Origin of the sequence: Halosubterraneus shenae, assembly GCF_050510935.1 — an archaeon.
Classification (GTDB): domain Archaea; phylum Halobacteriota; class Halobacteria; order Halobacteriales; family Haloferacaceae; genus JBDGPU01.
Genome location: NZ_JBNLVO010000007.1, coordinates 124,744 through 137,796, shown reverse-complemented (window position 1 = coordinate 137,796; position 13,053 = coordinate 124,744). Strand labels below are relative to the sequence as shown.

Sequence of the window (13,053 nt, the reverse complement as noted above, 5' to 3'; positions counted from 1 at the left end):
TGAGGCGGGCGGTTTCGAGCATAGACCACTCAAAGATCGTCCCGCCTCACCCTTCATCCTTATCTGAACACCGCCACAGCTGGCTTGCTGGATATTGGGATAGATGCAGAAAGCTGCCGATGTTTGTTTCGCGTTATTAATCGGGAATTGACCGTTAATTTGGTGTGCGTACTGTTAGTGAGGACATCCCTCGAACGGACAGCAGCGACTATAAAATCCAATCGTAGCGGTTACTGATAACCCCATTTATGCATGAAATTCGAATAATTAGTGCAAATATACCTTTAAGTAGCTCGCCAGTCTCCGGTCCTGTAAGATACGATGTCTTTCTTTTCCGAGCATACTAACAATCTCACTTACCCAAAATCTGGAGAGTCGGATGAAGAGGACTACCGAACTTGCCAACGCGGAGCCTACTGGGCGCTAAAAAGCCACCGCACCGCACAAGGCGATGACCCTGCAATCATCTCACTTCCGACCGGCGCAGGGAAGACCGCCTTAATGATGCTCGCAGCCTTCGAGTACAGAGCGGACCGGGTCCTGATTATCGCCCCGTCAGACTCCATCCGCACCCAACTCAAACACAAATTCGACACCCTTGAGGGACTCTCAAAAGCCGGTGCACTCTCCTCGATCTCCTCAACACCCGATGTCGAGACCCTTGCCGAAAGACCACACACGGAATCCCGATGGGACGAATACACCGACACAGACGTGGTGGTGACACTACCAAATAGTATATCGTCAAAATATACGCGAGACGACGAACCCGATGTCGCTGCCCCACCTGATGATATGTTCGACCTTGTTTTGGTCGATGAAGCTCACCACTCGAGTGCACCTGCCTGGGAAGATATCCTCTCAGGGTTTGCTAGCACGCCTCAACTCCTCCTGACTGCAACACCGTTTCGACGTGACCATGACCTCTTGCCCGGGCGGCTGATCTACCACTACCCCGTGGATAAGGCACGGACCGATGGAATCTATCATCAAGTCCAACTTGAGACCCACAGTGGAAACAAAGAAGAGTTAATTGAGACTGCAAAAAGCCAGCTAGCTTCTCTCCAGCAATCCAACGATCATGCCACAATGCTGGCACGGACAGATGAGACTGACACCGCAGACTCGCTAGCAGAGAAGTACAATGACTCGGATGAATTTGACGTGAAGGCAGTTCATTCAGGCAAGGACGCAAATCACAATCAGGACGCAATTCGTGAGTTGCGAGCTGGGGAAATAGGTGGCGTCGTGATTGTTGATAAATTCGCAGAGGGGGTTGACATCGATAATCTGCAGCTCGCCGTCTTCCATGAGCCCCCCAAGTCATTGCGAATGACGATTCAACTAATCGGGCGACTCGCTCGCAGCCCAGATGATTCGGTTCCAGCAACCATCATCGCTCCCACCGATACGCTCTCCAGTGAGGCGACAGAGGAGGCTGTCCGGCAACTTTACCATGAGAATACTGGTTGGAGCGAAATCGTACCGGGCCTCATTGACGAGCATATCTCTCGCCAGCGGTGGCCGACGACTCATCTTCGTAGTCAGTCGCCTACAGCAGTAAACGAGGAAAATATTGAATTCTACCAGACAACCACCGTTTACTCACTAACCGGGACGCACATCGCTCTGGGGATTGAGGAACCAGAGATTCAACCTGATGTGTACCGACTTGAATCGTCAGACTGCTCGGAGCTCGCGGGGTACATTACAATATCCACTGACTCACCGAATTGGGGGACTCATACCGTGCTGGAATTCCCACGGTACGATCTGCATTTATTCTACGCGCCACCAGATTATGAGTTGCTCTTCCAATTCACCTCGAATCGACAATTTGCCAGTGACCTCAGAGATGAATTGGTGGCTGACACAGCTACATTAGCGTCCGTTGATGGTGACCAGCTCTCAAAGGTAATGCAGTCTTTGCAGAGCCCCAAATATCAGACAACTGGATTGGCTAACACCGCGATCCCGTCTGGAAACCAACCTCAGTATAAGACCTATTACGGCGAAGACGTGCAGAGTGCGGTCTACCATTCAGACAAACGAACTTACACACACGGCCACGTCTTCGCGACGTTCGACGCTGGAGATGAAACAGAAACTCGCGGGGTCAGTGGAAACAAATCAAAGATCTGGACCAATTCAAAAGCCTCAATCTCCGAGTTCAAGCGCTGGTGTGACCGAATGGCAGAGCGGCTCTCAGACGACTCTGATCCCGGCATCCAAAATCTAGAGGGATTAGACACCGGCGAATCAATCAGCCAATTCGATTCCACTCCAATCACGGTGGTTTTCAACCCACAGCTGGCGGCCACCCCCATCGAATTCACGGGTGGTGACCTTTCCGGGTCAGTGGAAGCAACGCCTTCACTAGAGCTCAACTCGCCCCCAGCGGCAGGAGATGCGACCGTAGACATTTCATTGATGTTAGAGAAAACTAACACGAACATCCCTTGTACATATGACATTTCGGCGGACGAATGGCGTGGCCCAATAACGAATTATACCGTCTCACTCCCCGAAAACGGCACAGATAGCTCTCCGATCAATTGTCGCGAATTCTTGCAAGAATATCCGCCCCGGTTCTATACTGACTCGGGCTCAATCATAATAGGCGGACAACGACAATCTTCCCAGACTGACCTCAGTACCTTTGTCCCGCGAGACTATCAAGCAGAAACTCAGATCGACTGGAGTGAGTACATCGCCGAGGGGACAGGCGAAGAGCCAGATTGGTATTATAGCGACTATCCGGAGCCGTTGGATGAGCAATGGGGAGATGATGAACCCGGGTCAGTTTTTGAGGCATTGGTTCAGTGGCTCTCTGAGCAACGAGCTGTAGACCAGCAAATCCTCTTCTGTGATCATAAGAGTGGGGAGGTGGCTGATTTCATCGAATTCTGCATTACGGATAAGGAGGTCAATTTCTATCATTGTAAGGGTGGTAACTCAGTTGGGGTTAGCTTAGGGCGGTTTAAAGATATCTACCAGCAAACTATTCGCTCTCTAAGATTTGTGGAGAGCATGAAACTTATCGACCATATCAATGACCGACAGACACCGGGCACACTCCAGCATTTTGTACGGGGCGGAGACCGCTACGACTCCCTCAAAAGAAATTTCAGACCGAATAGATGGGAGTACACAATCTATGGTGTAAACCCAGGACTCAATACTGGCTTCGACTCCGAACAAGACGATGCATGTCGCAAAGTCGGCCGGCTTCTCAGTGAATGCGTTGAACAGGTGGAACAGGTAAATGCGGAATTTGTACTGCAGGGCGCCAACGACAGTTGGTGAGCCTCACCCACCGGAACGCGTTTTCACTCTCAGTAACCGTAGGTATCGTCCCTCACACTCTGTGGTTTTCCCTCGGAATCTTTGAGTTGGGTCCGTAGTTCTCGTTGTACACGGTGGACGACTTCTACGATAGCAATCGGGTCAATCGTCGAGATCTCAACCTCGAGGCCACGGTCTGCGAATCTGACCTGTTCTATATCCTGAATCGCCTTTAGCTCCGTTACCAGCGTTTTTCGGTCGGGGAAAACTGAGTTTGAATGTACAATCTCCTGAAACCGGCGTGGCTGCCCGCCCATCGCATTCTCTGGATAGAACAATGAGATATATCGAAACAAGAGAGTGACTTGCTGTGGCCGAGAGAGATACTGGAAATCAACTAGGCTGTGCTTGATTTTGAAATACGGCTCCGTCTCTACAAACGGGTCTATCTGCTCAATTGTCTCTCTGATTGTAGTTCGTTTCTGAAAAATCCGCGTATCATACGCAAGAACAACACTTAGTCCACTAAGCCCGACTGTAATGAACAGGAGCAATAGGTTCAGACTAATTTGAACCATAGCCACCCTTGACTCACGGGCCATCAAAAACACTCCCCAGAGTGGCACTCTTCTGGGACGATCGCTTCCAATTCTTCATCCGGAGCTATTCGATTGGGTTGACCTCTGGCCAATGCACATTTCTACTCAGCAGAGCCGCCAAACCAATCACTATCTAAGGGTTCCACAGATTCGGGGAGTCTGTGACTCAAAACTGCTCAGAGGGACCAGCTGATTCCTCGTCAGATTGCTCGTACATCTCATCCGGGAACGGGAGACTGCCCCAGATCGAGTAGGAACACTGGTCCTGGCCGATACAGTAGCGCTGCATATCGTCGTTGTCGCAGTTCATCGGCAACGGCGTGTCGCCGTCGATCGTGTTCGAGAACTCGTAGCGAACCTGGTACTCGGTCTCCTGCTCGTCGTACCACGGCCACCGGGAGAAGATGTCTTTGAGCTTCGCGACGATCTCGTCGAGGCTGCTGTCCTGGTACTGCGGGAGCCACATCACCATCCGTGCGAAGTTGTAGAGGTCCTTCCGGACGGGCTTCTTCTCGTGCAGTCTCTCCTCCATATTCCCATACAGGGGAGTTCGAAGAGGTCCTCGATCTCGCGCACTTCGATCTGTTCGGCGCCGGTTCCGGCTCTGCTGTTCGGCCCTCGTTCCCCGCGTTCCTTCGACGGTCAACTGTTCGGAGGAGGGGACGAGGACGAAGTTCGCGAGCTCCGTCCCGCTGAGGACCAGCTCGGGACGGGTCTTCCCCCGGCCCGTCGTCAACTCGCGATTGAGGAGGCGCTGGAGAGCGGCCCGTGCCTTCTTCTCCTTCGTTTTCTCACGGAAGCCGTGTCTCGGAGGCATTGCCCCTCGACCTCGTAGAACGGCCCATCAAGCGGGTCGAACACGGGGAGGAGCCCATCCGGACATCGATGTCGTCGCGGGTGTCGTCGGTGGGGACGCCGACGGCCCGGATGGAGGAACGGAACGACGGTCCCGTAACACGTCGGCCAATCCGGACAGGAGAGGTCGGCACCGACGGCGCTCTTGTAGGCGCCCAGCAGCATCGTCAGGTCGCGACGAGCGTGACGCCCGCGAGGTGTTCGTACCCGGCGTTGACGGCGACCACGCGGTGCGCCGCGGCGCTGGTGTCCACCATGGTTATAGCTCCATCGTCAGTTCGGGCATGTCGAGGAACGCCGTCTCGTAACCCTCGTGCCGTGCGGTCTGCGGCGGCGCGTCGACAGTCACCGTGAGCTCGTCTCCCGACCGAACCTCCGAGATGCTGGCGCCGTAGTGGTAGTCCAGCTCGGGATCGATGGTCGTTTGCAGGATATCGTCGTAAACCGTCTCCCCGCTCCGTTTTAGCGTGGCCGACAGCGACATCAACGGGAGCGGGTTTCGGTTGAACGGCGTGCGCGGCGAAACCGCGAGATAGGACTCCCCTTCCGCTCCGCCGAAACGGGACGCGTCGTCGAGGGTCGTGACGACGAACTCCCCGTCGCCGCTGGTTCCCGTTCCACGAACTGTCCCCGGCAGGGACGTCGGTTTCGGGAGTTGCGTCGACGGGAGCATCTTCATCTCCATCGGTGCCACCGCCCCCTTCGTGCCCTGCTTGTCCTCCGGGACGTCCGTGACCGTGATCTCCTCCATCTTCGACGGGCTGTACTCCATCGAGAACTCGAAGGAAGCGGCGCCCGCGTCCGCCAGCGAGCCGGTCCGTCGCGACGACCCGTCCCCGACGGCGATCTCCACCTGATACGTCGCTTCGGTCGGCAGTTGAACGTTGTCACCGAAGTGGAAGCCCATCGGTTGCGAGAGCATCGGCCAGGGCGAAACCGACGTCACCGACTCGCCGTCCCGTCGGATCGTCACCTGCGGGTTCACGTCGGGCGGGACGATGCCCGTCTCCTCGTGCCAGACGACCGGCATCAGGTGCATCGAGTCGCGTTCCTGGAGTTCCACCTTCTCCCGTCGATCGCCTGTGACGAGCCAGAAGCGGTGCGGGAACGAGTACGTCAGAGCGCACTTGTACGCCCCGTCCTTCGCCATCCCCGGCATCTGCATGTCCTCGTAATGGGTCGGGTAGTAGACGGCCTCCGGTCGGTCCTCGATCACTGGAGGTTCACCACGCGAACGTGTCTCGAAAAGGTCCGCACACCCGGCGAGACCGGCGGCGCCCGTCGCCCCGAGGCCGCCGAGGAACTCACGCCGGCGCATGGGACACCTCCCTGGTCGTGTCGGGGTTGGCCGGCGGCAGTGCGCGAAGCGACCGTGGTGGAAGGAGGAAGTTCCCGCGGTTCGTGACGTTCATATACTGGAGAATGCCGTTGTTGTTTCGCTGCCCGACGGCGGACTGCGCTGCGAGATCGTCGCCGTTCATCGCCTCCCGTGTGGTCACGAAGTCCGTGATCCCACGCTGCAACGCAAGGAAGTGGAGTCCGGCCTGCTCACCGTCGGTCGAATCGAAGTCGCGCCGGAGAATGAGCGGTTCGTCGTCCTCGCGTACCTCGACCATCTTCTGGGAATGGCCGACGACGCCTTCCTCTCTGGCGGCGTCCGTTGCGTGCTTACACTCGTCCATTTCGGTGTCGGTCCCGAGGTTGTCTCCGGTTCCCTCGACCGTCTCTTCCGCTGCGTGATAGGGACAGAACATCTTTGCGACGCGCTGATAGCGACTGTCCTGCTCGTACCACTGATTCAGGTTTAGCGTGATGTTCGAGATGTGCTGGGTCGTCCCATCGACGAACGGCCCCGTCTGGATAGAGATCCGGTCCTCGCTGGCCTGGTTCCCCTTGAACCCTGACTCGAAGCCCATGTAGAGCGGCGCATCCTCGGGAACTTCGTCCTCAGGGACACCTTCGACGTCGTCGTTTTCCGCCGGCAGCCCCTTCCCGACGAACCCGGTTCGCCGGTCGACGACCTCGAACAGGTCGGTGAGCGCGGCCCCGGGTTGCTCGACGTCGTTCAGCGTCCCCTTGTTCCCCTTAAGTGCCTCCTCGGCGCCGAGGACGACCGGGGCGGTGTTGCTCGCGAGGTGGACGACGGCGTCCGGCGCATCCAGTTCCGGGTCTTCGAAGGACGCCAGCGCCTCGGGCGCCGGGAGGTCGACGGTCGCCGGAAGCGACTGGTCGAACCGCTCGAAGTAGGCCGGCGAGTAGCTCGTCGTCAGTAACAGCCCGTCACCGCTTCGTTCGTAGGCACGTTCGACGCCGCGCAAGGCGGTCTCCATCGTCTCCCGGTCGCTGTCGGTTGGCGGTTCGTCACCCTGGTACTCAAGGTACAGGAGAACCCGATGGCGGGGTGGGATCGGGTTCCCGTGGTCGTCCGTCGGCAGCACCTCGTTCCAGGCGTGCTGCCGTTCCGGGTGCGAAGAGGGGTCGGCGGGCCCCCGTGGTACGTCGACGTCGCTCCGGTCGAGGCAGGCGGAGAGGGCGGCCGCGCCGCCGATGGCGACGGCGGCCTTGAGGAATTCTCGTCGCGGGACGCCGCGTTGCCGGTCGGTCATGTGTTCTCTGCCTCGTGGTGCGTTTTAAAAGCGATTCTGGTCCAGTTGTCGAAAACCCCGGTCCGACCGGTTCGCTCACCGGCGGAGCCTTGCGATCTGACCGGCAGTCGACGCCGCGTTTTGGAAAGCGGAACGGGCGGTTAGCGAGCGTTGCCGACGATCCTGACGTCGTCGCTCCCGCTGCGGCCGTGGTGAGCGTCCCTGTGGTCCCGTTCCCAGTGGAGGAGTCCCTCCTCCTCGTCGCCGTCGAACCCGGTTCCATCCACCGGGAAGTGGAGAACGAGATCGTGCCTTCCGTCATCGTCCACGTCCTCGACGTGGCCACCGTGCCGTGGGCGAGCACCGTCGCCGTCCGCGACGACGTCCTTCGCCCCGAAGCGGTAGTTGACGTTCTCGCTCGTCGGGTCGAACGCGTCGGTCTGGAGGACGGCGACCGGAACGACGCCCTCGCTCCGGGGGTTGATCGCGTTCTCGTCGCTGTCAGGCTTGACGTCGACCTCGAGGCCCGCCGGGAAGTGCGCGGCTGCGACGCCGCTTACTGCTGGGACCGTCACGGCAGACGCGATCGCGCCGGCACCCACCTTTATGAATCCACGGCGGGCGACGGCTGATTCGTTCTCGTCGGTGCTGTCTTCCGGAGCGTCGTGGGTAAACATTCGTCGTTGCCTCCATGGCAACTTTCCTTTTTACAGGAGGTGTTCTTTCTGGCTCACGGGTCGAAAAGGGACTGTGAGCGGTCTACTGGGTGGCTTGGCGGGCTTCAGGGCCTCACTGAGTTCGATCACGTGCCGTAGGGGAGAAGTACCGCCGGCACGACCCGCATCGAGAACGAACGGCGACGGCCGTTCACCCCGTGAGGAACGGGCTTCCGCTGGCTGCCGATTCACTCGCTGATGCACCTCCGTCGCTTTCGACAACTGTACCTGATTACTTCCGTCCGATGGGTGCCATCGGTCGGTTCACCCAACGGTTCCGGCTACAACGCCACTTCCCGAAGCACACGCAGAAGAAGTTGGTCGTGTTCGGCCTCCCGATATCCGTCCTGTCGCCAACGGCGCTCACGTTCACCCTGACGCGATGTCCGACGTACAAGATTTGTACACGGATCGAAAACCGCCTTCCACAGTCACGCCACAACTGGTTGCGAAATAATCCACAACGACAGCACGGTATATCCAATCATCACGACCACCAGTGGCAGATGCGCACGCCTCGCCGCCGCTACCGATCCGTACCGATCAACGGCGACGTAGTGGGCAGCGACGACGGCGACGACGTGACCGACGACGATGAGAGCGACTTGCGATCCCCAGAACGCGGGGAGCGAGAGCCAGCCGAGCGGTTCGAACGCGTCGACGCCTGGAAAGAGGGGACGCACGACGATAGCGACCAGCCGTCCCAGGCTCTCGAAGACGTACGGGTAGTTGTGAGCGACCTCGTAAGCGGCGGCGATGGGGAGCACGCTCGGCGCGAACCGCCGGGCGGCGAGTTGCCACGAGCCGCCGTCAGCGGCCGACGTCCCCAACCGCTCGACGAGCCGAGTCGACAGGAGGAACGTCCCAACGAAGATGCCCAGGCCGACCGCGAACAACAGCAGACTCGTCATCGGCCCCGTTCCGAGCAGCGCCCGCGTTCCGAACAGGAGCTCCTGGTACGTGCGCGTACCGGTGAATCCGTCGAAACTCACGCTGTAGACCATCGCGACGACGAAGCTGACGAGCGTGAGGTTCCCCACGGCCCCGAGCGTGTCTCGCCAGGGGGGTTTCAGCCACAACGCGATCCCGTCGTCACGATCGGTGACCTGAAAGACGGCAACTCTCCCGAATAGACGATAGAGAACGCCGAGCGGGTCGGCTCGCCGCAGCCACGCGTCCCCGAAACAGACCGCGCCCCCGACCATCGCCAGGGCGTAGCCCCCGAGCAACATGCTCGTGAGCCGTGGCGACTGCGAGGCAACAGTCAGGTTCTCCAGGATGACGAACGCCAGGAACCCGAGCAGACTGACACCATACGCGAGCTGGCGGGGATCCCGATCGAGGATGGCGAGTGGTTCTCCCTCGAGCGCGACGAGCCACTCGTAGAGCGTTCGCCAGGGGGAGAGCACGGCCCACGGCGAACCGCCGAGTATCGACAGTAGCGCGACGCCGGGAACCCAGACCCCCCACGCGAACACCGTCGCGACGTTCTCGGCCGCGACCTGCTCTCCGGCGATTCCCTCGACGAGTACCGCGACGAACGCGAGGAGAAACGAGTATCGCAGCACTGTCGAGAGCCCAGTAGCTATACCGGGTGGAAGAGATAGCAACTCCCTGGTGCTCGTCGGTGGTACTTCCCGGTCCGTCGTCGCCAGCCAGAGGGCGGTCAGTCCCACGGTCGCGGCCGCCCCGCCGAAAAGTAGCGACAGCGGCAGCGGCGCGTCGAACCGCGACCCCGCTACCTCGTGAGCCGCCACGGTTCCGGCCGCGAGCGTGGCGAGGAACGCCTGGAGGGAGAAGCCGACCAACCGCGTCCGCCAGCGTCGGTCCATAGCCGCATATAGCCGACCGCTCTGTTAAACAGGCTCGCATTCCGTTCGAACGACCTGTAGCTGGTAGCCGAGTTCCGTCGGTCGAACACGAGCACCCTTAACCCCGACCACGACGACGATTCAATCATGCGCGCACGGACAGCGGTGGCCGTCATCGTACTTCTCGGGACGCTCGGAGCGTTCCTCCTGTTCGGCGTCGGAATGACACCGGAGGGCGGATCGCTCTCCGAGCAGTGGGTAAGCGACACGGCCCGTGAGAACGAACTCAACCATCACGCCGTCGGCGTCGGCCCCGAGGGCAGAGTCGTGGTTGCGCCCGTTGCCGCCCTCCCGAACAGCGACGTCGAGATCACCAATACGTCGTGTTCACTCGTGCGGCTTGCTCCCGACGATGGCTCGACACTGTGGCGAGCTTCGACCACGGCCGAGGCGTGTGCGCTGCACGCGCTGACTCAACCTGCGATTGCGGACGTCGATGGCGACGGCGGGCTCGAAGTCGTCGTCACGACGACGGAGAACGCCCTCGTCACCTACGACGCCGACACCGGAAACGAAAGCTGGCGAGTGCCGCTCGGGTCCTACGGCTACGGCCGACCGACAGTCGCGGACGTGCTTCCCCAGGAAGGGCCGGAGGTGGTGACGAGCACCATACGGGGGAACGTCGTCCTCGTGTCCGGAAACGGGACGCTCGCCTGGCACGTCTCGCTCAATGAAACGTTCGGGAAGCGTCCATCTGTCTGGCAGCGTCCAATCGTTTCGGACGTGGACGCTGATGGCTCCCCGGAAATCCTCCTCGGCACGAATCGGGGTCCTGTGCTCCTCGCAGCCAATGGTTTTGTCGAGTGGACGGGCACAACCTCGGCCGACTACGTCGGGACAGCACAGGCTGACGACGATTCGGCCATTGAGGTCTTCGCGGCCGGTGGCGCTACCGTCCGCATGCTCGACGGCAAAACCGGCGAGATCGAGTGGGAACGCAACGTCACCAGCACTCGGCTTCGCACGGTCACCGACGGGGACGGCGATGGCACTCCGGAGGTGTATCTCGGGAAGGCCGGCGGGAAGGTCATAGCACTCGACGGAGCCACAGGCGAAACCGAGTGGTCGACGACGATCACGACGTCCAGCGACGCGGACGTGCTCTCACCGGTCCTCGAGGACGTGAACGGCGACGGAACGCTCGAAGTTATCGCGGTCGCCGAGACCGGAACCGTCACAGTACTCGACGCGTCGTCGGGAACCGAACTTGCCACCTACGAACGGAACGTCCCGATTTTGACGTTCGCGACGCCTGCGGACCTCGACGGCGACGGCAGCGCGGAGATTCTGGTTCGCTACGGGGACGGTCGCGTCGTCGCGCTCGAGTACGAGCCCTGAGCGACTCCCGGCCGGCCAACTGCACAGTCGGTGGCGTCCAGCGCGACGATACCGACGCCGACGATACCGACGCCGACGATACCGACGCCGACGATACCGACGCCGACGCCGACGACGGCGAGAGGACGAGGACGACGCCCCCGAGGCCGCCGGCTATTCGCCCCGGGACGGACTATACCGACAGGAGCCGGTCGACGAGTCGCGTAAACCGATCGACCAGCCGGTGCCGGAGGGAGGGATCGGCGTCACGGAGTAGTTCCAGCGTTTGCTCGGCGTTGACGACAGTGAGAGTCACCCGGTTCCCCTGCTCCCGGTCCTTCCGGACGAGGCCATGTTCGATGTGCCGATCGAGATGCCACTCGAGTGTGCTCCTCGCGATGTCCAGGTCCTCGGCGACGGTCGCCGGCCGCGTGGGCCCGTTCGTGAGCAGGTACGCGACGACGTCGCCCGCCGTTTCCCGCTGGAGCAGTGCGAGCGCCTCCCGGTCCCACTGGTCGTACTCGGGCGGGTAGTAGTGGGTCCGCCCGTACAGCTGCTCCTCGACGACGACCTCGTCCGACAGCAGCCCTTTGAGGTGGTACTGTACCTGCCCGGTCGCGAGCCCGACGCTTTCGACGAGCTCGTTGAAGTGGATACCGGGATGGGTTCGGATCGAATCCGCGATCGTCGCTCGTGTGTCTGTCATGTGTCTTCGAGTTGGTCCTCGTCGAGGGGAGGTTCCTGCTCGACCGTCCTGGCGGTATAGATGGCGGCGAACAGTAATCCGGTGATAAAGGCGTCGAGCAGGTGCTCTAACAGGTGGTGCGTGCCGTGCGAGATGTGGCCGCCGACGATCATGGACCCGAGCAGCGACCTGGTCAGGAGCGCCCCGAGCGCGATCGCGACGAAGGAGTGCGACCACGACCGACGGCGAAGTACCGCGACACTGGCAAGCGCGACCAGCGCTGCCGATCCGAGACCCGCGATCACGAGCGTCGCTATCAAGTAGTGCTGGTCAATCACGACGGTTATCCATTTAATATCGTGTCTCTCGGCATTCTACACCAGTGGTCATTCTTCCGACCAAATTCAGTATGATTTCCTTGCATAGGAGTACTGAAAGCGGTTCTGGTGTGATCTTCGAAATAGACTGATGGCTACAGTCTCGTGTGGGCGTTTGTTCAGAATTTCATTTCGCCAGATCGACGCTTACAACACCATACCCAAATTACATCTCACTCCTTGTCCAGCATCTTCAAGAACGAGAAGGCGATGGAGAATAAGCTCCTCTCTACTGGCGAAGTAGTTATACTACTGCTTGGCATCCTCGTACTCAGTGGTGTACTCTGAGTACCGAGGTGCCGAATCGTTCACCACTCGACCCAGGTCCGACGGTAGTCAATAATGTCTTGAGGATGTTGATGATCTGTGCCCACTACGAAGCAGATCCAACTAGGTGTGGTTCAGGCTCGCCTTCTCGAACGGCGATTCTCCGGTCGGAATAAGCAGCTCCTGTCGGTTTCCGACTCGCTCAGCCAGCTTCCGTTTCAGGTACTGCCTCGCCGTCGACGGGGTCTGCCTCGAGGCCATCGGCCAACTCTGCGAGGAGCTGTTTCGCCCACTTGGAGTCGGTGTCGTCGCCACCGAACGGCGACGCAGCCGAGATTCGGTGCTTGAGCTTCAGGTTCGCTGCGCCCCAATGAGAGTAATGGAGCGTGTACTGTCCGTCCCACACCGCGTAGTCGGCGGCGTCGCCAGGTGCGTCCGGTCGCTCGGAGAGTCGGGACGGTTCGACGCATATTTCGCCGTCGGCGGCGACCTCCTC

Annotated in this window: 9 protein-coding genes and 3 pseudogenes; 2 read left to right on the top strand and 10 right to left on the bottom strand. The window is 59.9% G+C overall.

Annotated elements, in window-relative coordinates; genetic code table 11:
* Positions 1–321 precede the first annotated feature (321 nt).
* Complete coding sequence (locus tag ACQE3M_RS14905; protein WP_430506316.1) at positions 322–3,306, top strand: DEAD/DEAH box helicase; 2,985 nt, start codon at positions 322–324, stop codon at positions 3,304–3,306.
* Positions 3,307–3,335: 29 nt separating this feature from the next.
* On the opposite strand, the gene ACQE3M_RS14900 is transcribed toward ACQE3M_RS14905, so the two are convergent.
* The 7 genes and pseudogenes from ACQE3M_RS14900 to ACQE3M_RS14870 form a co-directional block, all read right to left on the bottom strand.
* Complete coding sequence (locus ACQE3M_RS14900) at positions 3,336–3,863, bottom strand: hypothetical protein (RefSeq protein WP_430506315.1); 528 nt, start codon at positions 3,861–3,863, stop codon at positions 3,336–3,338.
* A gap of 187 nt (positions 3,864–4,050) precedes the next feature.
* Positions 4,051–4,490: pseudogene (locus ACQE3M_RS14895) on the bottom strand (primase-associated protein); the annotation flags it as partial.
* Positions 4,480–4,828 (bottom strand): annotated as a pseudogene (locus ACQE3M_RS14890) (hypothetical protein); the annotation flags it as partial. The pseudogenes ACQE3M_RS14895 and ACQE3M_RS14890, both read right to left, overlap by 11 nt.
* 170 nt (positions 4,829–4,998) lie before the next feature.
* Positions 4,999–6,057: a DUF7350 domain-containing protein gene (locus tag ACQE3M_RS14885; protein WP_430506314.1), complete on the bottom strand. Its 1,059-nt coding sequence runs from the start codon at positions 6,055–6,057 to the stop codon at positions 4,999–5,001.
* On the bottom strand, positions 6,044–7,345 hold the full coding sequence (locus ACQE3M_RS14880) for a DUF7405 family protein (protein ID WP_430506313.1): 1,302 nt from the start codon (positions 7,343–7,345) through the stop codon (positions 6,044–6,046). The genes ACQE3M_RS14885 and ACQE3M_RS14880 overlap by 14 nt, the downstream gene beginning before the upstream one ends.
* 140 nt (positions 7,346–7,485) lie before the next feature.
* A complete protein-coding gene (locus ACQE3M_RS14875) occupies positions 7,486–8,001 on the bottom strand; it encodes a hypothetical protein (protein ID WP_430506312.1) in 516 nt (171 codons plus the stop codon).
* Positions 8,002–8,471: 470 nt separating this feature from the next.
* Positions 8,472–9,872, bottom strand: a complete 1,401-nt coding sequence (locus tag ACQE3M_RS14870; protein ID WP_430506311.1) for a hypothetical protein — start codon at positions 9,870–9,872, stop codon at positions 8,472–8,474.
* A gap of 126 nt (positions 9,873–9,998) precedes the next feature.
* Here ACQE3M_RS14870 and ACQE3M_RS14865 point away from each other — a divergent pair, with 126 nt between their 5' ends.
* Complete coding sequence (locus ACQE3M_RS14865) at positions 9,999–11,249, top strand: outer membrane protein assembly factor BamB family protein (protein ID WP_430506310.1); 1,251 nt, start codon at positions 9,999–10,001, stop codon at positions 11,247–11,249.
* 172 nt (positions 11,250–11,421) lie between these two features.
* Here the strand turns inward: ACQE3M_RS14865 and ACQE3M_RS14860 are convergent, their stop codons facing one another.
* From ACQE3M_RS14860 to ACQE3M_RS14850, 3 genes and pseudogenes are all read right to left on the bottom strand, one after another.
* Positions 11,422–11,934: a winged helix-turn-helix transcriptional regulator gene (locus tag ACQE3M_RS14860; protein WP_430506309.1), complete on the bottom strand. Its 513-nt coding sequence runs from the start codon at positions 11,932–11,934 to the stop codon at positions 11,422–11,424.
* Complete coding sequence (locus ACQE3M_RS14855; RefSeq protein WP_430506308.1) at positions 11,931–12,251, bottom strand: DUF7471 family protein; 321 nt, start codon at positions 12,249–12,251, stop codon at positions 11,931–11,933. Before ACQE3M_RS14855 ends, ACQE3M_RS14860 begins: the two co-directional genes overlap by 4 nt.
* Before the next feature lie 538 nt (positions 12,252–12,789).
* A pseudogene (locus ACQE3M_RS14850) lies at positions 12,790–13,029 on the bottom strand (DUF6735 family protein); the annotation flags it as partial.
* Positions 13,030–13,053 lie beyond the last annotated feature (24 nt).